This is a genomic window from Blautia sp. KLE_1732_HM_1032 (assembly GCF_025147905.1).
Taxonomy (GTDB): Bacteria; Bacillota; Clostridia; order Lachnospirales; family Lachnospiraceae; genus Blautia_A; species Blautia_A fusiformis.
In genome coordinates this window covers 3,510,461-3,535,079 of record NZ_CP102266.1, presented here as the reverse complement: position 1 = coordinate 3,535,079, position 24,619 = coordinate 3,510,461, and the positions used below count along the sequence as shown (strand labels likewise).

Sequence of the window (24,619 nt, the reverse complement as noted above, 5' to 3'; positions counted from 1 at the left end):
ATGTATGATTTTCTGATTGTAGGAGCAGGTATCTCCGGAGCTGTTTTTGCCCATGAGGTCCATAAAGCGGGAAAAAAATGTCTGGTCATTGATTCCCGTGGTATGATCGGAGGAAGCCTTTACTGTGAAAATATGAGAGGAATACCGGTGCATTGTTACGGATTGCATATTTTGCAGACGGATGATCGCAGGGTATGGGAATTTCTGAACAGTTTCGGAAAATTTGTTCCGTGCAGGGAAAGAGTTTCAGAAAAACAGTATGAAGGAGTTCCGGAAAAAGGATATACACAGATCATCCGAAAGCTTCTGAAGGATTGTGATGTATATCTCAATACAGATTATAACAGGTTTCGGAAAGAGAAACCGGATATCGCAGACAAGGTATTTTATACAGGCAGGCTGGATGAATATTTCGGGGAAGAGTACGGCAGACTTGTCTATGAGCTTCGCAGTTATGAAACAGAATTGAGGTTTCAGAAGCATTACCAGAAGCGCATGCTGGAGAAAGTCCGGGGAAAAAATGCTCAGATCATAGAGCATAAATATCTGACAGATATTTATGATAAGAAAGATATGCCTTTTACTGTGATCACAAAAGAGTCCTGGGGAAAAAATCTGAAGGATGGGATTCCTGGCATGCTGGAAGGCACGGAAAAGAATCGGATGCTTTTTCGAAAATACCGGATGCTTGCGGAAAAAGAAAAAAAGGCTATCTTTGGTGGAAGAATGTTTCATGAGGGAAGCTACGGGATCGACGAAGCAGTAAGGGATGCTATGATCCTTGCAGAAAAATATGCAGGTAAAAAAATGCCTGACAGAAATGTCTGTCAGGCACCGGAGGTATAAAACAGAGGATCCTGAAATCCAGGATCATATGGTATTGTTTTTACAGTGACTTCAGCACTTTAACAAGCCGTGAATTATCCTCCGGCATCATAATACAGAATCGTACAAATTCCCCGTCCAGGCACTGGAAGGAAGAACAGTCACGGATCATCATGCCTTGTCTGATACAGGCTTCAAATACGTCATAGGAGGTCAGTCCGTTTTTCAGAATCCGGAGCAGGATAAAGTTTGCATAGGCGGGATAGATTTTGTAGGTGTCTGTATCCTTCAGCTCCCGGATCATCCGGTCGCGTTCGGAAAGGATCAGATTTCTGGTTTCTTTAATATAATCTTCATCCTGCAGCATGATCTCTCCTGCAAAGGCACCAAGGCTGTTAAGTGACCAGGGTGTCTGTTTTTCGCGCATTTTTGCAAGAAAGTCCCTATTTCCGGTGATGCCGTAGCCCAGGCGCATTCCGGGAGCAGCGAAGAATTTGGATACGCCGCGGAGTACCATGAGATTGGTGAATTCCCGTGTCAGCGGAACTGCGGTGATGGCGTTGATATCCGGGGCAAATTCCACATAGGTTTCGTCGATCATCACGAAGATATTTTTTTCTGCACAGAAACCGATAAGTCTGCGAAGCTCTTCCTGGGTGATGGCAGAGGAGGTCGGATTGTTGGGATTGCAGAGGATGAGAAAATCATAGCCCTGCTCCAGCTTTCGGCAGAGATCCGGAATGTCCGGCTCGAAATCATTGCTTTCCTGAAGGTGGTAGTATTCCTGGGTACTTCCGGAGAAAGAGAGCTCTCTGGAGTATTCAGAATAGGTAGGTCCAAGGATCAGAGTATGCTTCGGGGCACGCTCCTGGATCAGAAGGGAGATCAATTCGCTGGAGCCGTTTCCCGGAAGGATGAAATCAGCGGGAATATTGCAGTAGCTGGAAATCGTATTCCGAAGGGATGTGTATTCTCTGTCCGGGTAGGAGGAAAGGATATCCACGTGTTCTGCAATGGCTCTGCCGGCTTTTGGGGAAAGTCCCAGAGGATTGACATTTGCACCGAATTTGACGATGTTTTCTTTTTTCAGATTGTAGTAGCTGCAGATCTTTTCTATATCACTTCCGTGAAAAACGGGTTTGGTATCCATTTTTGTCACCTCACATTTTTATTTTTTTCGTAAAAAATTTATATCCAGTATACACCAGAATCCGGGACAAAAAAAGACGGGATAAAAAGTTTCTGTATTTTTCTATATTTTTTGAACAGGATATTACTGAAAATTGCTTTCTGGAAATGTATGGGAATATTTGATACAATGAGCAGGTAGCGAATGTAGATTGTGAATATCCATGCTGTTTGTTAATGCGGACCGCGAATATCCACATTTTTTCCGGGGCGGGTAAGTTTTCAGGGAGAAACAGCAGGAAAGGAAACAGAAAATATGAATACAGAAGAGAAAAAGATCGCAGTGATCGGAATTGGTGGTGTTGGTGGTTACATAGCCGGGCTGCTGGCGAAGGCGTATCCTCATGTGACGATGGTTGCACGTGGCGCCAGGGCAGAGAGCATCCGGAAAAAAGGCCTGGTGCTTCACAGTGATTATAAGGGTGAGATCGTGGCAAAGCCAGAGCGGGTAGTTCCAATTCAGGATATGGGACAGCAGGATTATATTTTTATCTGTGTAAAAAATTATTCACTGGCGGAGGTGTGCGAAAGTATCCGGGACATGGTCACGGATGATACAGTGATCATTCCGGTGATGAATGGTGTGGACCCGGGAGAAAACATCCGCCGTCTGGTTGGTAAGGGAACGGTTGTGGATTCGCTGATCTATACGGTGGCTTTTGCCAATGAGGATTTTTCCATTTCCCAGCAGGATACGTTTACGTGGCTTTGTATTGGAATAAAAGATGCGGATGAACGGCAGCAGAAGAAAGTTGCAGAAGTGGCAGGGATCCTGAAAGGTGCGGATATTGACTATAAGGATCAGGGGGATATCGAGGTGGAAATCTGGAGAAAGTATATCCTCAACTGTGCCTTTAATGTGATGACTGCTTTTTATGATAATACCATCGGGGAGCTCCGTAGAGATCCGGTGAAAGCGCAGCAGTATGAGAAGCTTGTATGGGAAGCTGCCAGTGTAGGTCAGGCCAAGGGGGTTGCGTTGACGGATGAGCACATCAATGAGGTAATCCATAAATTCCGTTATGTACATGCAGATAATGCAACCAGCTCCCTGCAGAGAGATTTTCGCATCCGGAGAAAACAGACGGAGCTGGAAACCTTCAGCGGCTATATTGTGAAAGAAGCGAAGAGACTTGGTGTTTCCATTCCGCTTTCCGAAAAAATATATCAGGGACTTATGGAAATGGCAGAAAAATTCTGACCGAAAAGGTGAGTTTTTCTGGTGGAATCCTGTATGCTCTGGTACAATGGGAATATAAAAAATCCTGTATTGCAGGCTGAAAGGTTATCTGTGATATCGGAAGGGAGGAAAAGAGATGAAGAAAGTATTTTTTGCTGTTATTGCAGTGATCGTGGTCCTTGCCGGAGGACTTATGCTCAGTTACAACGGGCTTGCTGGAAGTAAAGAAGCTGTGGAAACTGCAGAGGCTGATGTGGATACCATGCTGCAGAGACGTGCAGATCTGATCCCGAATCTTGTCAGCACGGTAAAAAGTTACACGAAGCATGAGACGGGGGTTGTTGACAGGGTTCTGGAGGCGCGGGACCAGCTGATGAATGCAGATACCGTGGAAGAGAAATCTGAGGCAGATCAGCAGATGGACAGTGCACTTTCCGGTCTGAAGGTTGTGGTGGAAAATTATCCGGAACTGAAAAGCAATACTACTTATGTGGGCCTGATGGATGAACTGTCCGGAAGCGAAAACCGGATTTCTGTAGCGAGAAAAGATTATAATGAGGCTGTGAAAGCTTATAACACAAGGCTTGTGAAATTCCCAGGGAATGTATTTGGTTCCATGCTTGGCTTTGAGAAGGCGTCATATTTTGAGGCTGATGATTCAGCAGCAGATACGCCGGATGTAGGGGATATGCTGGCAGAGTGATAAGATCAGACTATTGTTCTGATGAAATGAAAGAATGGATAGAGGGAGAATATCCTATGAAAAAATGGATCGGACGGATGGCTGTGCTGCTGGCTTTTGTATTGACGCTGTCCGGAAGTACGCTGGCAGCTTTCGGGAAGATCCCGTCTGCCACAAAAGAATTTTATGTTAATGATTATGCAGGGGTTTTCAGCGATACCTGGAAGGAAGAGCTTTGCAAGGCTGGTGAGCAGCTGTATGAGGATACCACAGCGCAGCTGGTTGTCCTTACCGTGGATACCACCGATGGGGAAGACATCAGTGATTATGCAGTGGAAACCGGCCGCAAATGGGGAATTGGTTCAAAGAAGAAAAATAATGGTGTCCTGATCGTCCTCTCGGTTTCGGACCGTAAAGTCTGGGTATCTGTCGGCTACGGTCTTGAGGGAAAGCTGCCTGATTCAAAGACCGGACGACTTCTGGATGAATATGCAGTTCCTTCCTATAAAGACAATCAGTTTGAAAAAGGTACCGTGGAGCTTTATTATGCACTGCTAAATGAGATCCGTGAGGAATACGGCCTGGAGAAGATAACAGCTCCCAGGTATGAGAAGGTGCAGCAGGATGTGGACGACGATGAGGATGAGGGAACTGTCTGGGAGATCGCGCTGGGGCTTGTGATGATCGTTTTGCTCATGGTGGGCGCATATCTGCTGTGCGTGATGCTGCCTGTATTTCTTATCGTAACTATGGTTCTGGTTCTGAAGGGCCTGATAATGAAATTGTCGGGAAAGGATACCGCAGACTACTGGAAAAAGAATTTCAGCCGTATGAGTGTACTGCACCGGCTCTTTAATTCCCTGTTTCCGCTGAGCTGGATCCTGGGAAGAGGGGGAAAAAGCAGCGGCGGAAGTTCCGGTAATGACGATGACAGAGATGATGATTATGACAGCTACGACAGCGGAAGCTCCGGAGACGGAGGAAGCTTCGGCGGTGGCGGTGCAGGCAGGGATTTCTAGTGGTGTCGGCATGAATCGCCGGTTCTCTTGTACAGCACAGGCGGAGCTTTCTAATGCTCTTGACAAAATTTCTCAACTTTGCTACAATGACGAAAATCAATTCCGTGAGGGAGTAATTCGCGTGTAGACGTGGTTTGTCAACATACTGGTGCATGCACCTGGCAAATCTTAAAGAATGAGACTCATGTATATTTTATTTCTGTTACAGAGATAGAGTATACGTGGGTCTTTTTTTATGGCTCCGAAGCGGATGAATATGCAAAGGAGAAGAAAAATGCTGTTATTTATGAAAGTGCTTTTTACCCAGTTTATTGCGGAAATGGGTGACAAAACACAGCTGATGCTGGTGGCAATGACTTCCAGGTTCAAGCTGAAGGATATTTTGCTTGGAACCGGTGTTGCTGTCCTGGTGCTCAACGGACTGGCAGTGCTTGCAGGAGGTATTATCAGTACCGTGGTCCCTACCTGGCTGATCCGTCTGATTGCAGGTGCAGCGTTCCTGTTTTTTGCGGTGACAACACTGAAGGGTGACGATGATGAGGAAGAGAATGTTAAGGATCGTAAGATCAGATTTGCACCGCTGTCTGTATTCTGCACATTTTTTGTTGCGGAGCTGGGGGATAAGACACAGCTTACCGCAATTACATTTGGTGCCAATGAGGGACTGAGTTCAGCGGTTGTGGTATGGCTTGCCTGTTCACTGGGACTTTTTGCAGCGGATGTGATCGGACTTCTGATCGGATATCTTCTGAAAAGCAAGGCACCGGAGGGAATCCTCAATACAGTTGCATTTGTTATTTTTTCCATCTTTGGAATCCTGACGCTGAGACAGGGATTTGGCCTTCTGCTTGGGGCGGGCTCTTCTATGATCCTTCCGCTTACCGTAGCGGTTACGGTTGTGTTTGTGATCGTCTGTCTTGTGCTTTATAAGCAGGCGAAAAAGAATTAAATTATTATAAGGAGCTTTGCATAGAATAGGGCTCATACCTGAAAAAGCCTCCGCATACACTGTAAAAAAGCGTCTTCGGGGGCTTGGCAGTGAAGGATTATATTGAAGAACGTGCAGTTGAGATCGCAGGATATATTGTTGAAACAAAGGCTACGGTGCGGCAGGCAGCTAAGAAATTCGGGATCAGTAAGAGTACGGTACATAAGGATTGCGTAGAACGCCTGAAAGTGATCAATCCGGCTCTGGCCATAGAAGTTCGCAAGGTACTGGATGTAAACAAGCAGGAGCGACATATCCGGGGAGGTATCGCTACCCGGGAAAAATATCTCCATGCTCACATGCGGTGAACAGGCGGGCCGGGTTAAATGTTGATCATAAAATATCAGTATTTATGGAGCCGGGTAAACTAAAATATGAATGTCTGTGTTATTATCCGGCTTGCTCTGGTTGACATACCTGATAAGATGTGCGAAGATTTATCATACGATAGAACAGCAAAATAAAGCACATAGGAAAGAGAGGATTTTATCATGCTGAAACAGTTATCCATCTATGCAGAAAATAAAAAGGGTGTTATGCAGAACATTACCGGTATCCTGAAGGACGAGGATATCAACATTCTGGGCTCTGTGACCAATGACAGCGCAGAGTACGGAATCGTACGAATGGTAGTTTCGGAGCCGGATAAGGCAATGGAGGCTCTGATTGCTGCAGGATATCTCTGCCACGTGATCGAGGTGATCGGAGTGGAGGTTGAGGATAAGACCGGAAATCTGAATGATCTGCTTCTTACACTGAAGGACAGTAATGTGAGCGTGGATTATCTGTACCTCTCCTTTAACCGTGATTCCGGCAAGCCGATCATGGTATTTCACACCGAGGATATCATGGAAGTGAGAGCCTGCCTGAAATCCAGAGGCTATACCGTTTTATAAAAACAGAATTTTACCGTGTGGTAGAGGCTTTTATCCGTTTGATAAATATTAAAATATTCTATATTATAAACACGAAATATCCATTTTACAAATGTATATGGCCATGCTATCATATATCCATAATAGTTCTTAACCTGTAAACAGCCACCTCAGGATATGTGAATATCCGTATCATACAGGCCGGGAACTAAAAACTCATCACATAAAGTTAATAATTACACCCATGAAGAGATCTGTGGATCAGCGTACACAGATTCCTTCAGAAAGAAGCTGTTACGTCGGCGGAGTTTTCTGTGTCTCCAAGGATGTGACAGCTTTTTTCTTTTGCTCTGAAAAAATTCGCAGTAATTTCACAAAAACATGATACAGTAGGAAAAAACGACGGAAAAGAAATAACAGTATTTCAGAAAATAACAGCCGATAGATAATTCAGCTGTCCAGAACAGAACGGCCTGGAATTGCTGCAGACAGACGAGGAAATGAAATGAGACCAATAAGAATACAGAAAGCGGAAAAAAACAAAAAACAGGGAAACAGAGGGTGGATCTATCTCCTGGCGTTTCTGTTTCCGGTGCTGATCTTTACGCTAGGCTTTGCATTGAAGGGTGTTTATCCTTTTGGAGAGAATTCGGCGCTGGTGGTAGATGGAGTCCATCAGTATACAGCCTTTTACAGGGAACTTTCAGAGCAGCTTGGAAAGGGAACGGGCTGGACCTGGTCCGCACATGCCATGGGATATAATTTTTACGGATTGTTTTGCTATTATCTCTGCAGTCCGTTCAGCTTCCTAATACTGCTGTTTATGAAATTCATGTATGTAAACGAGGCTGTCACTGCGGTGATTCTGATCAAGGCAGGGCTTTGCAGCGTATCCATGGCATGGTATTCCGGGAAAAAATATCCGGGCAGAGGAAGTATGGCAGTTTCTCTTGGCTGTATGTACGCACTGTCTAATTTTCTTATAGGCTATTACAGCAATGTAATGTGGCTGGACTGTATCATGCTTCTTCCGGTGCTTGCATATCTTATTGAACAGCTGGTGCATACCGGAAAATGGCGAGGGTATTGTCTGGTGCTGGGGTACTGTATTTTAACCAGCTATTATATGGGATTTATGTTATGCACATTTGCTGCTTTTTATTATCTGGCAGAGCTGGCTGCGGCAGGATCCGGTCGACGGCCGGAGAAAATCCGTTTTTCATTATTGAAATTTGCCGGGGCGTCTGTTGCCGGAGCCGGACTTGCAGGAATCACACTGATCCCCGGAATTGCTGCGGTATCCAGAACTGCAGCGGCGGAAGAGGCAGGCACCGGACTTTCGGGAGTGTACGGAGATATCTGGAAACAGCTGGGTGCATTATTCGAGGATTCCCTGTCCTTTGTAAAATCCGGCGACCAGGGAGATGTGAACCTTTACTGTGGCTGTGCAGTGCTGCTTTTGGCCGGAATTTATTTTCTGAATAAAGAAATCCGCACAGCAGAAAAAATCGTAACAGGTATATTGATCGTTTTGTATTTTGCGGGGATCCATATCACAGCGCTGAATCTGCTTTTTCACGGATTGCATAAACCTGTGGGAATCCCCAATCGTTTTGTGTTCATCCTGATATTTCTGCTGTTGAAAATGTCCTGTGATGCATGGGGAAATGTGGAAAATGAAAGCACAGGAAGAATTTTTGCCGGACTGATCGCTGCAGAGGGCTTCTGTATCGTTGTGGGGATCAAAAGCGGAAATATCTGGGGACTTCTGCTTACAGCAGGGGTTCTTGCAGTATTCTTTCTGGTTATGTGGACGGAACGGTGTATCTGTGGAAAACTGTCCGGTCATGCCTTTTGCTGTGTGGAGATCCGAAAGCTGGGATGTCTGGTGCTGGCAGTGCTGATCCTTGCAGAGACAGGAATTCACGGAATCGTCAGTATTACAGATAATGGAACCGCAAACCGTGATATTTATGTGGAAAGTGAGCAGGAGGTTTGTGGATTACTGGAGTCTGCCGGTGTGGATCAGGTGGATTACCGTGCCGCCATCGTAAATCCTCTTGTGAGAAATGAAGAGATGCTGTATCAGCTGAACGGGATATCTATGTATTCCTCTACTAATACAGAGGAAATGTGGGATTTTGTAAAAAACATGGGCTTTGAAAATCTGGAAAATCGTTTTCAGTATGCGGGATCCACGGAAGTGACGGATATGCTTCTGGGAATACGATATCTGTTTTGTAGGAATACAAGAAAGCTTCATACTGTTTATAAAAAAATCGGAGAAAGCCAGTCCTTTGATCTCTATGAGAATCCGAGAGCACTGAAAGCCGGATATATGGTCAGTGATTCCGTACTGGACTATGCAATGGAAGGAACAGATCCGCTTGAGGTTCAGAACCGGCTGCTCAGCGGTATTGCGGGAAAAAGACTGTACAAAATGCAGACGGTGTCTTCAGAAGCAGTATGGGCCGGGACTGTGGATTTTGATATTTCGCTGAAAAAAGGGGAGCATGGGTATCTCTATATTCCGGGGACAGAGCCGGAAACTGTAACGATCAACGGCCAGGAGCAGAAATCCGATTACTGGAATAATAATTTCCTGGATCTTGGCACTTATGATACGGATACGGTTGTGCATGTAACTGCGGAAACCGGAATGCAGGAAGCGGTTCTGGGAACTTACCGGGAATTGGACCTGGATGAGATCTATGAAATGCTTTCTTCCCGGCAGATGGATCTGAAGAATGGAAAGGGTACCATAGCTGCAGCAAAGGATGAAATGCTCCTTCTCAGCATATTTTATGATCCTGATATGCAGATTTATGTAGATGGGAAAAAGGTCGATGGGAAAAGCATCCAGGGGCTTACCGGTGTAAAGCTTTCGGCCGGGACACATACGGTTACTGTGAAATATCGGACTCCGCGGCTGCAGGCGGGAGCAGTTCTTTCTATATTAATAGCAGGAATACTGGGAATACTCTGGTATATCAGTAGAAGAAAAATGGGTATTTCCGGCAGGTTGTGACATCTATGGAGAAAACCGTGTAAAACCCCTGTAAAATCAGCAAAAATTCTTTATAAAACACCTTGACAAGCCCTGTATTTACGGTCTATAATGAGCAAGCGTGCGAATGAAACGTTATATTTTCGCATGCCGTAATTTGTAAATAGCAACCGCAAGGCCCCATGGGAAAGCCCATGGAGAAATAAATCGGGAGGTGAAATGGAATGCCAACATTCAACCAGTTAGTAAGAAAGGGCCGTCAGACAGCTGTTAAAAAATCTACAGCACCGGCTCTGCAGAAAACATACAACTCTTTAAGAAAGAAAGCAGTTGATCAGGCTGCTCCACAGAAACGTGGTGTTTGTACTGCTGTTAAAACAGCTACTCCTAAAAAGCCTAACTCAGCTCTTAGAAAGATCGCCAGAGTTCGTCTTTCCAACGGTATCGAGGTAACAAGTTATATTCCAGGAGAGGGTCACAACCTTCAGGAGCATAGCGTTGTTCTTATTCGTGGAGGAAGAGTTAAGGACTTACCTGGTACAAGATACCACATCATCAGAGGTACTCTTGATACCGCAGGTGTCGCTAACAGAAAACAGGCTCGTTCCAAATACGGAGCTAAGAGACCTAAAGTTAAAAAATAATTTTTGTAGATCAGAAATCTACGCCGCTTCCTGATTGCAGATAATCAGGAGGATTACAAAGATATTATTCATCTAATGTATTACAGCGGAAGACTATAAGGATTTGTACGGTATTCCATATACCCTGTCGGTTGCGGGTTAAATATAGGACCTTACCAGTGCGAACATGCAATAGTTTTACTGCGTGAGTACCGATGATATAATCAATATGATTAAGGAGGGAAGTAACGTGCCACGTAAAGGACATACTCAGAAAAGAGACGTTCTGGCTGACCCGATGTACAATAACAAAGTGGTTACCAAGCTTATCAATAACATCATGTTAGACGGTAAGAAAGGTGTTGCTCAGAAAATTGTATACGGTGCATTCACCAGAGTAGAGGAAAAAGCTGGTAAACCAGCAATTGAAGTATTTGAAGAGGCTATGAACAACATCATGCCAGTTCTCGAGGTAAAAGCAAGACGTATCGGTGGTGCTACTTATCAGGTTCCGATCGAGGTAAGAGCAGACAGACGTCAGGCACTTGCTCTTCGTTGGCTTACAATGTTCTCACGTAAGAGAGGCGAGAAGACAATGGAAGAAAGACTGGCTAATGAGCTTCTGGACGCAATGAACAACACAGGTGCATCCGTTAAGAGAAAAGAAGACATGCACAAGATGGCTGAGGCAAATAAAGCATTTGCTCACTATCGCTTCTAATTCGAGGAGGAAAATTCATTGGCTGGAAAAGAAGGAAGAGAATATCCATTAGAGAGAACCAGAAATATCGGTATCATGGCGCATATCGATGCTGGTAAAACAACTCTTACAGAGCGTATTCTTTATTACACAGGTGTTAACTACAAGATCGGTGATACTCATGAAGGTACAGCGACAATGGACTGGATGGAGCAGGAGCAGGAGCGTGGTATCACAATCACATCCGCTGCTACAACATGTCACTGGACTCTTGAGGAGAACTGCAAACCAAAGCCAGGTGCTCTTGAGCATCGTATCAACATCATTGATACACCAGGACACGTAGACTTCACTGTTGAGGTTGAGCGTTCCCTTCGTGTACTTGATGGTGCTGTCGGCGTTTTCTGTGCTAAGGGTGGTGTTGAGCCGCAGTCAGAGAACGTATGGCGTCAGGCTGATACCTACAATGTACCTCGTATGGCATTCATCAACAAGATGGATATCCTTGGTGCAAACTTCTACGGTGCAGTAGAGCAGATCAAGACTCGTCTTGGTAAAAACGCTATCTGCCTTCAGCTTCCGATCGGAAAAGAGGATGACTTCAAAGGAATCATCGATCTTTTCGAGATGAAAGCATACATCTACAATGATGAGAAGGGTGATGACATCTCCATTACTGATATCCCGGAGGATATGCAGGAAGATGCAGAACTTTATCATACAGAGCTGATCGAGAAGATCTGCGAGCTGGATGATGACCTCATGATGGAGTATCTTGAGGGAGATGAGCCTTCTGTAGACAGACTGAAAGCTGTCCTCAGAAAAGCTACATGTGAGTGTACAGCAGTACCGGTTTGCTGCGGTTCCGCTTACAGAAACAAGGGTGTTCAGAAGCTTCTGGATGCAATTGTTGAGTACATGCCGGCTCCTACAGATATTCCGGCTATCAAGGGTGTTGACCTTGACGGCAACGAAGTTGAGAGACATTCATCTGATGATGAGCCGTTCTCCGCTCTTGCATTCAAGATCATGACTGACCCATTTGTAGGAAAACTTGCTTATTTCCGTGTTTATTCAGGAACAATGAACTCCGGTTCTTATGTTCTGAATGCCACAAAAGATAAAAAAGAGCGTGTAGGACGTATCCTTCAGATGCACGCTAATAAACGTATGGAGCTGGACAAGGTTTACTCCGGTGATATCGCTGCAGCAATCGGATTCAAATTCACTACAACAGGTGATACAATCTGTGACGAGCAGCATCCGGTAATCCTTGAGTCTATGGAGTTCCCGGAGCCAGTTATCGAGCTCGCGATCGAGCCTAAGACAAAAGCTGGACAGGGTAAACTTGGTGAGGCACTTGCTAAGCTTGCTGAGGAGGACCCGACATTCCGTGCTCATACAGATCAGGAAACTGGACAGACCATTATCGCTGGTATGGGTGAGCTTCACCTGGATATCATCGTTGACCGTCTTCTTCGTGAGTTCAAGGTTGAGGCTAACGTTGGTGCACCTCAGGTTGCTTACAAAGAGACAATCACCAAGCCTGTTGATGTAGACAGCAAGTATGCTAAACAGTCTGGTGGTCGTGGACAGTATGGTCACTGTAAAGTTAAATTCGAGCCTATGGATGCCAACGGAGAAGAGCTGTACAAGTTCGAGTCCACAGTTGTTGGTGGTGCTATTCCGAAGGAATACATCCCGGCAGTTGGCGAAGGTATCGAGGAAGCTATGAAAGCTGGTATCCTCGGAGGATTCCCGGTAGTTGGTGTACATGCAAATGTATACGATGGTTCTTACCATGAAGTCGATTCTTCTGAGATGGCATTCCACATTGCAGGTTCCCTTGCATTCAAGGATGCTATGCAGAAAGCAGCTCCGGTTCTTCTTGAGCCAATCATGAAGGTCGAAGTTACTACACCAGAGGATTACATGGGTGACGTTATCGGTGATATCAACTCCCGTCGTGGACGTATCGAGGGTATGGAAGATATCGGCGGCGGTAAGATGATCCGTGGATATGTTCCGCTTTCCGAGATGTTCGGATATGCTACAGACCTTCGTTCCAGAACACAGGGACGTGGTAACTACTCTATGTTCTTCGAGAAATATGAGCAGGTTCCGAAGTCTGTACAGGAGAAGATCCTTTCCAAAAAGGACTGATCTGATATAAAATAATAAAATGCTTGCAAATAACCTTGGTTTGCAATATAATCAAGGTTAGCAAGTTTAAATCTGAAAAAATGCTCTAATTTTGATAGAGCCAAGTTTTAAGGAGGACATTTTAAAATGGCAAAGGCTAAGTTTGAGAGAACAAAACCGCATTGTAACATTGGTACCATCGGACACGTTGACCATGGTAAAACAACATTAACAGCAGCTATCACTAAAGTTCTTGCAGAGAGAGTTCCAGGAAACGTAGTAGAGAACTTTGAGGATATCGATAAAGCTCCAGAGGAAAGAGAGCGTGGTATCACAATTTCTACAGCTCACGTTGAGTATCAGACAGAGCGTAGACATTACGCACACGTTGACTGCCCAGGACATGCTGACTACGTTAAGAACATGATCACAGGTGCAGCTCAGATGGATGGTGCTATCCTTGTTGTTGCTGCTACAGACGGTGTTATGGCTCAGACTAAAGAGCATATCCTTCTTTCCCGTCAGGTAGGTGTTCCTTACATCGTTGTATTCATGAACAAATGTGATATGGTAGACGATGAGGAGCTTCTTGAGCTCGTTGAGATGGAGATCCGTGATCTTCTTTCCGAGTATGACTTCCCAGGAGATGACATTCCGGTTATCCAGGGTTCTGCTCTTAAAGCTCTTGAGGATCCGGCTGGCCCATGGGGAGACAAGATCATGGAGCTTATGGATGCTGTTGATGAGTACATTCCGGACCCACAGCGTGACACAGATAAACCGTTCGTAATGCCTGTAGAGGACGTATTCTCCATCACAGGACGTGGTACAGTTGCAACTGGTAGAGTTGAGGCTGGTGTTCTTCACGTATCTGAGGAAGTTGAGATCGTTGGTATCAAAGAGGAGACTCGTAAAGTTGTTGTAACTGGTATCGAGATGTTCCGTAAACTTCTTGATGAGGCTCAGGCTGGTGATAACATCGGAGCACTTCTTCGTGGTGTTCAGAGAAACGAGATCGAGCGTGGACAGGTTCTTGCTAAACCAGGAACACTTACATGCCATACAAAATTCACAGCTCAGGTTTACGTTCTGACTAAAGACGAGGGTGGCCGTCATACACCATTCTTCAACAACTATCGTCCGCAGTTCTACTTCAGAACAACAGACGTAACAGGTGTTTGCAACCTTCCAGAGGGAACAGAGATGTGCATGCCTGGAGATAACATCGAGATGACAATCGAGCTGATTCATCCGATCGCTATGAGCCAGGGTCTTACATTCGCTATCCGTGAAGGTGGACGTACTGTAGGATCAGGACGTGTTGCTACAATCATCGAGTAATCGTTAATTAGTATAACATCCTAATTTAATATATATTGAGTACCGCAAGGTACATTGTGTCCAAACGTAAGATACCCCGGAACCGTAAGGTTTCCGGGGTTTTTCTGTTGGGTGGAAAGTAAAATCATCTATGAATTTTCAATGCGGAGATTAAAGGAAATTTATCAATAAGACTAAGTAAAGATAAATTTAAAATTGAAAAATAAGACCAGCGGTGCCAAAACGGTGCCAAAAAAACTCCTGCGAATGTTTGCTATTCACAGGAGTAATTTTTTTACCAGCCTTTGATCTGTTTGATCTGTTCAGCACGTTCCGGATCACGATGATATTGCAGTTTCAGACGGATTGTTACCACAATATCCAGCTTTTAAAAGATGACAAGGAGCAGGCAGTTAAAGATAAAGAGGAAGCTGAGAAGTGTGCGGAAAAAGCCGAGAAAGATCTGCATAGCCTGGAAGAACGCAGAGAACGGTTACAGCCGGTAATGGATAATGTCAGCAAAGAAATAAAGGAATATGGAACAGTGAAAACTCTACTTCCAGAAGCTGGTGCATTGGAACGTGCAACAACCTACCGGGATAAGAAAATAAAACCACTGTTTACTCAGGTGAAAAATAAAATTGCTGCGATGGCTGCACAGGTTAAAGAACTTGCCGAAGAAGTAGAAAAATGGAAACACAAATATCAGAAAACAAAGCAAGCATATAACCAAATACAAAGAGAGTTAGATGCAGTGCGTGAAGAAAAAGAGCAGTTATTTGATGAAAAACAACAATTGCAGGATGTTTCTGATAGATATGACCGGGTAGTGCGTGTTCTTGGAGAAAATGCTGTAGATGATGCGGTACAACAGGATATACAGGAGCAGAAGGCATTAGAAGAAAAGCGACAAATGGAGCAAATGCCAACAGGAAGTATTCACGAAAGACTTGCCTGGGGAGCCAGAAAGAGCAGTCGGAAGGCTGCTCTTTGGCAATCTAAGAATAGAGTTTTGGGATAGAATATGATAAAATGTAAGAGATAAATCGGTATTTAACGAGGAGGTAATGATTATGAGTAGAAATATAAAAGGTGGTTTTTTAACATTAAGTAGTGTTGTTGGTATTGTAGGAATGATAATAGCGGCAATGCAAAATCCAGCAACTGCATGGGTAACGCCACCTGGAAGAATGATTATAAGTATTTTAGAAAATGGATTATTGATTCCTACGGTTTTATTCCTTGTTCTTTTTATTTATGGATTGTATATTCTCCTAACGGAGAAAAACGATTGAGCAATACCGGTTTGTCGAATTAAGAAAACCGGTATTTGTGGAGGAGGAATTCTGTAATGAGATTTTTTGAAAATACCCGTAAGCCACAAGGCTTCGGCGGAAAATTGATGACGAAGATGATGAACAGCGGTCACGCCAAATTATCGCAATGGGGATTCTCAAATATCTCCACGAAGTCTGATGCTGAAGTTCTTGACGTCGGCTGTGGCGGCGGAGCAAATATTGCGGTCTGGCTTGATAGATGTAGAAATGGCCACGTGACAGGAATGGATTATTCTGAGGTTAGTGTGGCAAAATCTCAAAAATTGAACGCCCTCGCCATTAAACAAGGGAAATGTAATGTAGTTCAAGGAGATGTATCTGCTATACCCTTTTCTGACGCGACTTTTGATTATGTTTCTGCCTTCGAAACAGTTTACTTTTGGCCAGGATTAGTAAAATGCTTTTCCGAGGTCAACCGTGTGCTGAAAAGCGAAGGCATATTCCTGATTTGTAACGAGAGTGACGGAACGAATGCCGCAGATGAAAAATGGACAAAGATGATCAATGGTATGAAGATTTACACATCTAAACAACTTGTTGCCGCTTTGAAAGAAGCGGGTTTTACAGAGATCAAAACGTATTCAAATGCAAAAAATCATTGGATAAGTATTGTTGCAACGAAATAGCCAAATTCCAGTTTGTATAATTGAAAAAATGAAAAACGCATAGACAACGGTGTCTATTAGTGAAAATACGACATTTCTCGCTTTGTGTCGTGTTATTTGTAGATAACAGATTCTATATTTGATGATGAAAGGAGGAGTTGAGGTGGACCAAGTAAAAATCGGGAATTTTTTAAAAAAACTTCGCAAAGAAAAAGGCATTACACAGGAGCAGTTGGCAGAAATATTAAATGTCTCTGGAAGGACCGTATCCAGATGGGAAACCGGAAACAATATGCCGGATATCAGTATTCTTGTGGATATTGCAGATTATTATGATATCAGCATTCCTGAGATTATCAGTGGAGAAAGGAAAAGCGAGATGATGAACGAAGAAGAAAGAAAAATTGCTAAAACAATGTCAGATTATGCAACTACAGAGAAAGAGAAGATTTTTAAGGAAATGAAGCTCCAAAGTGTCATGGGAGTTTGTGCATTGGTTCTATACTGGATTCTGCATGAAACAGGTGCATATATGTATAATGATGTGTTAGGAAAGCTTGCCGGCTATTGTGAGACCTTGGTATCTGTGTCAGTCATAATGATGGCAGCATTTACGACAGGATCTTTAAGCAAGGTGCGGAGCAAGAGTAGGAAAGTTTTTGTGTTCGAAAATTTCCCAAAACCTATGCAATTAGTTGTAACTGCAGTTGTTGCCTTTGGTGGAGCTGCTGTGATCAAGCTGGTACTGGTGTATTTTTTCGGCTTATAAGTATTTTCAAATTCGTATTACATACTATGGAAAAAGAACTTTTTGACATTCTTACAGATGCGTGATAATATGCTTATAGAAAAAAGAGTGCTACCGATAGACGGTTAGTCCGTTTTACTATTTAGAATATCTATCAAAAATAACCGCTTAGTTTGCAGACTGGGCGGTTATTTTTGTGGTTTATGATTATCCTTGCCTAATGTATATCCGATACTAAAGCAGGTTAGGCCGAAGCTCACTACTGCTATGAAGTCAACAATACTCATTGGCTTAGTTCTTCTTTCCAGTGGATTCCCTTTTGGGTTTCTATGTAATCAGAGGGTCACAGGTCTCCGTTTCACTTCGGTCGTTGCAAAACGAGTGCCAGTGGCACTCTGCAACCCTCTGTTGAAGGACTAACCGCCTACCGTTATGGTAGCACCCATATTCTGATTATAACCGCCTGAAACTGTCGGCGCAATATGAAGTTGACAGATGAGAGTAGGGCAACTGTAGAAAAGAATCTTTTCGACCAGGGATTCCGGTGCCAAAACGGTGCCAAGAAATCAGGCAAATAAAAATAGATGGTGCAAATCAGCCGTTTTTCACTGTATTTTGGATAGAAAACCATAAAAAATATGAGGTAAAACGGGATTAAAGTATCGCGAGGGTGGACGTACTGTAGGATCAGGACGTGTTGCTACAGTTATCGAGTAACCGTTAATTAGTATAACATCCTAATTTAATATATATTGAGTACCGCAAGGTACATTGTGTCCAAACGTAAGATACCCCGGAACCGTAAGGCTTCCGGGGTATTTTTACGAAAAATATTCATAAAATTTCTGTTTTATGGATTCAAGAAATACCAGAATTCATGCCCCTGGCATACGATATATCTTTCCAGCCATTCATTAAAAGGGATATTAAAACGATCAGTATCTGGAGCCGGATAGCATAGGTAATCGTCTCTGCCTTCTGATACAGCCTGAAGATCCATGGTTATATCGCCGATGTCCTGTAAGCAAAGAACAGGAAGATGATATGTAAACTCCGGATCAGATAAAATAGGCGTACTATTCCAAGATTCCTTTTCTTTGAGCGCTCTTTTTAAAGAATAAATGGTACAGCTGACTAAAGAACTGCCTTCCTCTCCGCAAAAAAGTTCCATGCCATTTGAGCAGGATAAAAAAGCTTTGTATGAGGCAGGAAGTTTCATATTGGGAAAATATTTTTCAAACAGCTGAAATTCTTCAGGTGTTACAGGAGGGTTAAATTTATGAGTTACTTTTATAGGTTCATCGCCTAAATGCCACTGATAGACCCATCCATTATTTTCCATTTCATATTTTAGATTGTTGAAAATTCTGTAGATTGCACGGATGTCTTCCATTACATATATGCTCCTTGATCGATGTGATATTGTAAAGATTCATATGTCTGCTTTATTTGATAACGGAGAGTAATTATAGCATGCTTAAAAGTTTTTTCAATGCTTTTTTGTGCAGAATTTACCAAAACCCTCTCGACTTTACATCACGTTAATGCTATACTTATACAGTTGTTTAACGTTTTAAAGCAAAAAATAAAAGCGAAAATACAGGAAAGAAGATAGAAAATGAAGATCGTTGTATGTATGAAGCAGGTACCGGCAACTTCCAAGGTTGATATTGATCCGGAAACCGGTGCCATGAAACGAATGTCCGGTGAGACAAGGACTAATCCATATGATCTGTTTGCATTGGAAACAGCCCTTGCGATCCGGGAAAAAACAGGCGGAACTGTAACCGTTCTTACTATGGGACCGCCTCAGGCGGAAGAGATGATCCGGGATGCTTATACCATGGGTGCTGATGAGGGCGTGATTCTTTCAGACCGAAAATTTGCGGGAGCGGATGTTCTGGCAACCTCTTATGCGTTAGCACAGGGAATCCAGGTGATCGGCGGTGCAGATCTGATCATCTGCGGAAGACAGACCACAGATGGTGACACAGCCCAGGTTGGACCGGCCATTGCAGAGCATCTGACCATCCCACATGCTGCATGGGTAGCTGAGATCATGGACGTCAATGAAAAAAGCATTCAGGTCCGTCAGGATCTTGTCAGTGTTTCCCAGGTTTCCGAGATTCCGTATCCATGTCTTTTAACCATTGACAAGGATACCTGCGTGCCACGTCTGCCATCCTATTTATTAAAGAAGGCAACTTCAGACCGTCCGGTACGGATCTTAAGCTTTGAAGATATGCCGGATCAGGATCTGAGCCGTTACGGACTGATCGGTTCCCCCACCTCTGTGGAAAAAATGTTTGCGCCGGAGGAAAGTGAAAAACAGGTTTATCTGGAAGGAACTGCAAAGGAAAAGGCAGACAAGCTTGTTGCTCTCCTGACCGGAAAGAAGATCATATAGGGGGAAGCGGAACATGGAATTTTTAAAATTTGATATAAACAAATGCGTACTCTGCGGAGTATGCGTGGAGAAATGTCCTTTTGGGGCCCTTACCATAGAGGGAAATGGAATTGTTGTAGGCGATGCCTGTCGTATGTGTGGGCTTTGCGTTCGTAACTGCCCGGAGAAAGCTATCCGGTTTGAGCAGAAGGCGAAATCCTTTGACAAGGATAAATGGAAAAACTTTCTTATCTATGTGGAGCAGGAGAGAGGAGAGATCCATCCGGTTACCTTTGAGCTGATCGGAGAAGCAAGAAAGATGGCTGTCAAAGTCGGTTATCAGGTTAACTGTGTGATCGTCGGAGGAAAAGGAACAAAGGAAAATGCGGAAAAGCTTCTGCCGTATGGCGTAGACAATGTGTACGTATATGAGCATGAAGGCTTCGAAGGCTTCCGCGCAGACTGTTATACAGACGCAGTTGCAGACTGTATCGCAGCAAACAAACCAAGCTCTGTGCTGATCGGAGCTACTGCGCTGGGGCGTTCCCTTGCACCGAGGCTTTCCACCAGATTCCATACGGGACTGACTGCAGACTGCACAACTCTGGATATCCGTTCCAACACCGATATGATCCAGATCAGACCGGCTTTCGGCGGAAATATCATGGCTCAGATCGGCATCACCAAATCAAGGCCACAGTTTGCCACGGTCCGTTATAAGGTTATGGACAAGGCAGAAAAAGTAAAAAATCCGCATGGTCAGGTGGTTGTATGTCCGGTAAACGAAAAAATGGCAGATTCCAGGATCAAGATTCTGTCATCCAGGGTCATTGATAAGGTAAAGAGCCTTGAGGAAGAGGATGTTCTGGTAGTAGCAGGCCGTGGTGTCCGGAATGAAAAGGATGTGGAAATGTGCCGGGAACTGGCAGATGCCCTTGGCGGACAGCTTGCCTTCACCCGTCCTATGGTAGAAAACGGATTCGGAGATGTTGCACATCAGATTGGACTTTCCGGAAGAACTGTCCGTCCGAAGCTGATCATCACCTGCGGCGTATCCGGTGCTATCCAGTTTACCTCCTGCATGACAGGATCTGACTGTATCGTAGCGATCAACAATGATCCGGAGGCACAGATCTTTAATGTTGCCGGTTACTGCATCGTGGACGATTTGTATCAGGTTGTACCGGAGCTGACAGAACTGATAAAGAATCGGAAGGAGGATTAAGTCATGGCATATCCCTATAAAAAAATGACTTCAGAAGATTTTGACTACATCCGTTCTGTGACTGCTTCAGATCGTGTATGGGTCGGCGATGAGATCGCAAAAGAATATTATCGTGATGAGATGCCGGAGTACGGAGTTTTTCCTCCGGAGCTTTATGTGGAGGTTTTAAATAAAGAAGAGATCTCAGCCATCATGGCTTACGCATATAAAGAAAATATCCCGGTGGTATGCCGTGGCGCAGGAACCGGACTTGCAGGCGGAGCAACCTGTAAATATGGTGGAATCATGCTTTCTGTGATGCGCATGAACAAGATCTTTCCGATCGACAGAAAGAACCAGACCATCACAGCGGAGCCGGGAGCACTACTCATTGATATCCAGGCGGCAGCAGCGGCAGGCGGACTTTTTTATCCGCCGGACCCAGGCGAAAAAACAGCTTCCATCGGCGGCAATGTTATCACAAATGCCGGTGGCATGAAAGCGGTACGATATGGACTGACCAGGGATTTCGTCCGTTGTATCGAGGCAGTTATGCCGGATGGTTCCATCATGAATTTTTCATCCAACGTTGTGAAGAACACAACGGGATATGATGTAAAAGATCTGGTGATCGGCTCAGAGGGAACCTTATGTATCCTGACTCAGGTAACGCTGAAGCTTCTTCCCGCACCGACCTGCACCTGTACCCTTGTAATGCCGTTCAGGAGTCTTGAGGAATGTGCAGACATGGTCCCGAAGGTTCTGGAGCTGCCGTTTGTGCCAACAGCCATCGAGTTTCTGGAAAGAGAACTGATCGATATCGTAGAACGCAATCTGAACAAAATGTTCCCAGTAAAACAGGGAGAAGCAGTGCTGATCGTTATGTATGATGCTTCCAGTAAACAGGAACTTGACAGCGCAGTAGAGGCAGCAGCGGAAGCAGCCCTGGCAAACGGAGCCCTGGACTGCTGTATCGCAGGCACACCGGAGCGTGCCGGAGCTGTATGGAGTGTCCGGGGCGGGATCTTGGAAGGAATGAAAGCAGATTCTGTCGCACAGGAGGAGTGTGACGTGGTTGTTCCGCGTGCAAGGATCGCAGAGTATGTAAAAGCAGCCAAAAAGATCGCAAGTGCACATGGCATTCGTGTAGAGCCCTGCGGACATTGCGGAGACGGAAACATCCATACAGAGATGCTCCGTGGACCGGAAATGAGTGACCAGGAGTGGAAGGAAGCCACTCACGCAAGTCTGGTAGAGCTGTATGCACTGTCCAAGGAACTGGGCGGACAGCTTTCCGGTGAGCATGGCATCGGAAACGGACGTCTGGAATTCCTGGAAGAATTTGCGGGACCGAGAATGATCGCTCTTTATAAAGCCATCAAGCAGGCTTTCGATGATAAACTGATCCTGAATCCGGGAAAAGTCATCGAATATAATAAATAAAAAATGGGGGAAAGAGAGATGAGTCAGAATAAATCATTACAAAGTAAAATGCCTCTGGCTATGGGACTTGCGTTCGTCGCATTTACCACACAGTTCGGAGGCGGATTCGCATCAGGAGCGCAGATCTATCAGTACTTTATCAACTACGGTATCTGGTGTCTGATCCTGCCGGCAGTGACACAGGGATTGTATGCATTGTTTTTCTGGTATGGAATGCGCTATGCTTATAAACACAAAACCTACGATTACAGAAGCTTTTCCGACAGTCTTTACGGAAAAACGAAACCGGTTATGTCCAATCTCTATGAGATCTGTTACCTGATCATGATCGGAACTGCATCAGCAGCAGCCTTTGCAACCGGCGGTTCCACACTGCAGACACTGTTCGGGATCCCATACTGGCTCTGTACACTGATCATTGCAGCATTTATCTTTGTGATCGCGCTTTTCGGAACCAATGTCGTAAGAAAATGTGCTTCTACATTAAGTGTGCTGATCATCATCGGTCTTGTACTGGTACTTGTTCCGAATATCATTGCACAGTGGGGAGATATCACAGCTTCCATCCATACTATGTCCTCCGGAGAAATGACTGTACTTTCCTCCGAGAGCGGAGCCTTTGGACCGGCTCTCTATTCAGCTGTCCTTTATTTCTTCTTCCAGCTGGCATCTGTTTCTGTTATGTACCAGCACATGGAGGATGTAACGGACGAAAAACAGATCAACAAAGCAGCGATCTGGATGTTTGTATGCAACTTCTGTGCAATGGAGCTTTCCATCCTCGGACTTCTTGCCATTGCATATGTAAGTGAACTGGCATCTGCATCGGTACCGATGCTGGTACTGGTCCAGAACGGTGTAGGCGCCGGTATCCTGACACCAATCATTTCTCTGCTGATCATTCTTGGAGCTATCTCCACAGCAGTAAATATGATCTCCGGTATTGTGACCCGCTGCGTAAATGCAGTGGAGCGCCGTATGGACAGCTCGGCAAAAAAAGCGCAGGGACACCTTGGAAGAAATGCAGTTTTTACAGCAATCTTTACATTCCTGGCATTTGCCATCGCACAGTTCGGTCTGATGACAGTTGTTAAGAAGGGATATGCATACCTTGGATATGCGGCGTTTATTACATTGTTTGTACCGTTTGTTGTACATGCCGTTGCGACAAAGGGAAAAGAGATCTGAAGAATAAAAAGCTGAACAGAAAATCCCCTGTTGATCCGTATGGCAGGATCATCAGGGGATTTTGTCAAAGTTCACAAAAATATTATAAATATTTTATTAAATATTCCAGATAGACAACATATATTTTTTCTGATACTATTACGTACAGTTATTAAATAGTTACGAATCAGAAGGATTGTTACTGAAATATTTATTTATCGTCAGGCAAGACCTTATAGTAGTATAGGAATAGGTTTTCTATATACTGTAATGGTCTTTTTTTATTTGTTTGGCATCGGGGGAACAGGACTATGGTTATCCATAAGATTTTGAATAATAATCTGATACTGTCCAGGGATGGACAGGGACATGAAGTTATTGTAAAGGGCTGCGGAATTGCCTTTCAGAAAAAGAAAGGACAGCAAGTGGAGGAGTCCAGGATCGAGAAGATCTTTACTGCGGAAAATGCCCAGATCAGCAAGGAGATACAGGGTTATCTGACTGCTATTCCGGAAAAATATCTGGATTTTGTGGAAGCTTTTGTAAATGATGTGAAGGAAAAAGAGGGGATGAAATTAAATGACAGTATTTATTTTTCCCTTAGCGACCATATCATGGGTGCGATCTCCAGACTTGAAAACGGGATCCGCCTTCAGAATATGCTGCTTCTGGATATCAAGCAGCTTTATCATAAGGAATATGAGATCGGCTTGGAATTACTGAAAAAGGTAAATGAGATGTTCGAGGTAGATCTTTCTGCAGATGAAGCAGGATTTTTTGCATTGCATTTTGTGAATGCGGAAGATGGCGGCAAGACGGACAGCTATCAGATTTCCATTATCGTACATCAGATCCTGGACATCGTGGAGAAGTATTATGACAATATGGAATTTCAGGAGGATAATCTGTATTATCAGCGGTTTCTCACGCATCTGAAATATTTTGCCCAGAGATTCCTTCATAAAGAGCTTCACTATGATGAGAATCAGGAGCTTTTCAAGATCATCAAGGAGCAGTACAGAGAAGCTTACGGCTGTGTAAAAATGATCTATCTTATGATGGAAGAGGAATATAAATACGCTATGACTGAGGACGAAATGCTGTATCTGACGATTCATATCCAGAAGATCACAGAAGACCATAAACGTCTGAAAAATCTGTGAAAAGAGATTGTTTTATA

The 24,619-nt window shown here is 44.2% G+C and carries 23 protein-coding genes; 21 read left to right on the top strand and 2 right to left on the bottom strand.

Annotated features, from left to right (window positions below; all coding sequences use genetic code 11):
• Window positions 1–846, top strand: coding sequence for a UDP-galactopyranose mutase (locus tag NQ489_RS16610; protein ID WP_021653054.1), 846 nt, complete (start codon window positions 1–3; stop codon window positions 844–846).
• 40 nt (window positions 847–886) lie between these two features.
• Here NQ489_RS16610 and NQ489_RS16605 read toward each other — a convergent pair whose 3' ends face one another.
• Window positions 887–1,975 (bottom strand): pyridoxal phosphate-dependent aminotransferase, encoded by a 1,089-nt coding sequence (locus NQ489_RS16605; RefSeq protein ID WP_021653053.1) that lies wholly within the window; start codon window positions 1,973–1,975, stop codon window positions 887–889.
• A 294-nt stretch (window positions 1,976–2,269) separates the two neighbouring features.
• On the opposite strand from NQ489_RS16605, the gene NQ489_RS16600 reads away from it, so the two are divergent.
• The 15 genes from NQ489_RS16600 to NQ489_RS16530 all read left to right on the top strand — a co-directional run bounded on the left by NQ489_RS16600 (window position 2,270) and on the right by NQ489_RS16530 (window position 17,260).
• Window positions 2,270–3,214 (top strand): ketopantoate reductase family protein, encoded by a 945-nt coding sequence (locus NQ489_RS16600; RefSeq protein WP_021653051.1) that lies wholly within the window; start codon window positions 2,270–2,272, stop codon window positions 3,212–3,214.
• Between the two features lie 115 nt (window positions 3,215–3,329).
• A complete protein-coding gene (locus NQ489_RS16595; protein ID WP_021653050.1) occupies window positions 3,330–3,896 on the top strand; it encodes a LemA family protein in 567 nt (188 codons plus the stop codon).
• 56 nt (window positions 3,897–3,952) lie between these two features.
• Window positions 3,953–4,894 (top strand): TPM domain-containing protein, encoded by a 942-nt coding sequence (locus NQ489_RS16590; protein WP_049947034.1) that lies wholly within the window; start codon window positions 3,953–3,955, stop codon window positions 4,892–4,894.
• 274 nt (window positions 4,895–5,168) lie between these two features.
• A complete protein-coding gene (locus tag NQ489_RS16585) occupies window positions 5,169–5,843 on the top strand; it encodes a TMEM165/GDT1 family protein (RefSeq protein WP_044962442.1) in 675 nt (224 codons plus the stop codon).
• Window positions 5,844–5,932: 89 nt separating this feature from the next.
• Window positions 5,933–6,190, top strand: coding sequence for a sporulation transcriptional regulator SpoIIID (spoIIID, locus tag NQ489_RS16580; RefSeq protein WP_021653046.1), 258 nt, complete (start codon window positions 5,933–5,935; stop codon window positions 6,188–6,190).
• Between the two features lie 183 nt (window positions 6,191–6,373).
• On the top strand, window positions 6,374–6,778 hold the full coding sequence (locus NQ489_RS16575) for an ACT domain protein (protein WP_021653044.1): 405 nt from the start codon (window positions 6,374–6,376) through the stop codon (window positions 6,776–6,778).
• A 484-nt stretch (window positions 6,779–7,262) separates the two neighbouring features.
• Window positions 7,263–9,785 (top strand): YfhO family protein, encoded by a 2,523-nt coding sequence (locus NQ489_RS16570; RefSeq protein WP_021653040.1) that lies wholly within the window; start codon window positions 7,263–7,265, stop codon window positions 9,783–9,785.
• Between the two features lie 203 nt (window positions 9,786–9,988).
• Window positions 9,989–10,408, top strand: coding sequence for a 30S ribosomal protein S12 (gene rpsL / locus NQ489_RS16565; protein WP_015526360.1), 420 nt, complete (start codon window positions 9,989–9,991; stop codon window positions 10,406–10,408).
• A 229-nt stretch (window positions 10,409–10,637) separates the two neighbouring features.
• Window positions 10,638–11,108, top strand: a complete 471-nt coding sequence (rpsG, locus tag NQ489_RS16560) for a 30S ribosomal protein S7 (protein WP_059086633.1) — start codon at window positions 10,638–10,640, stop codon at window positions 11,106–11,108.
• A gap of 75 nt (window positions 11,109–11,183) precedes the next feature.
• Window positions 11,184–13,250 (top strand): elongation factor G, encoded by a 2,067-nt coding sequence (gene fusA / locus NQ489_RS16555; RefSeq protein ID WP_044962444.1) that lies wholly within the window; start codon window positions 11,184–11,186, stop codon window positions 13,248–13,250.
• 126 nt (window positions 13,251–13,376) lie between these two features.
• A complete protein-coding gene (gene tuf, locus NQ489_RS16550; RefSeq protein ID WP_015526359.1) occupies window positions 13,377–14,570 on the top strand; it encodes an elongation factor Tu in 1,194 nt (397 codons plus the stop codon).
• Between the two features lie 328 nt (window positions 14,571–14,898).
• A complete protein-coding gene (locus NQ489_RS16545; RefSeq protein ID WP_227945552.1) occupies window positions 14,899–15,570 on the top strand; it encodes a hypothetical protein in 672 nt (223 codons plus the stop codon).
• Window positions 15,571–15,622: 52 nt separating this feature from the next.
• On the top strand, window positions 15,623–15,844 hold the full coding sequence (locus tag NQ489_RS16540; protein ID WP_044960621.1) for a hypothetical protein: 222 nt from the start codon (window positions 15,623–15,625) through the stop codon (window positions 15,842–15,844).
• A 56-nt stretch (window positions 15,845–15,900) separates the two neighbouring features.
• Window positions 15,901–16,512, top strand: a complete 612-nt coding sequence (locus NQ489_RS16535) for a class I SAM-dependent methyltransferase (RefSeq protein WP_021650335.1) — start codon at window positions 15,901–15,903, stop codon at window positions 16,510–16,512.
• A gap of 142 nt (window positions 16,513–16,654) precedes the next feature.
• Window positions 16,655–17,260 carry a helix-turn-helix domain-containing protein gene (locus NQ489_RS16530; RefSeq protein ID WP_227945551.1) on the top strand — a complete coding sequence of 202 codons (606 nt, stop codon included), beginning with the start codon at window positions 16,655–16,657 and terminating at the stop codon, window positions 17,258–17,260.
• Between the two features lie 829 nt (window positions 17,261–18,089).
• Here the strand turns inward: NQ489_RS16530 and NQ489_RS16525 are convergent.
• The gene (locus NQ489_RS16525; RefSeq protein ID WP_015526348.1) at window positions 18,090–18,632 is read right to left on the bottom strand and encodes an SMI1/KNR4 family protein; all 543 of its coding nucleotides are present in this window, start codon (window positions 18,630–18,632) and stop codon (window positions 18,090–18,092) included.
• Between the two features lie 225 nt (window positions 18,633–18,857).
• Here NQ489_RS16525 and NQ489_RS16520 point away from each other — a divergent pair, with 225 nt between their 5' ends.
• The 5 genes from NQ489_RS16520 (at window position 18,858) to licT (ending at window position 24,602) form a co-directional block, all read left to right on the top strand.
• Entirely contained in the window at window positions 18,858–19,646 is a 789-nt protein-coding gene (locus NQ489_RS16520) for an electron transfer flavoprotein subunit beta/FixA family protein (RefSeq protein ID WP_021650628.1), read from the top strand.
• A gap of 13 nt (window positions 19,647–19,659) precedes the next feature.
• Entirely contained in the window at window positions 19,660–20,850 is a 1,191-nt protein-coding gene (locus NQ489_RS16515; RefSeq protein WP_015526346.1) for an electron transfer flavoprotein subunit alpha, read from the top strand.
• Window positions 20,851–20,853: 3 nt separating this feature from the next.
• Window positions 20,854–22,272: an FAD-binding oxidoreductase gene (locus tag NQ489_RS16510; RefSeq protein WP_021650627.1), complete on the top strand. Its 1,419-nt coding sequence runs from the start codon at window positions 20,854–20,856 to the stop codon at window positions 22,270–22,272.
• Between the two features lie 18 nt (window positions 22,273–22,290).
• Window positions 22,291–23,460, top strand: a complete 1,170-nt coding sequence (locus NQ489_RS16505; RefSeq protein ID WP_044960932.1) for a YkvI family membrane protein — start codon at window positions 22,291–22,293, stop codon at window positions 23,458–23,460.
• 290 nt (window positions 23,461–23,750) lie between these two features.
• The gene (gene licT / locus NQ489_RS16500) at window positions 23,751–24,602 is read left to right on the top strand and encodes a BglG family transcription antiterminator LicT (protein ID WP_015526343.1); all 852 of its coding nucleotides are present in this window, start codon (window positions 23,751–23,753) and stop codon (window positions 24,600–24,602) included.
• Window positions 24,603–24,619: the final 17 nt, after the last annotated feature.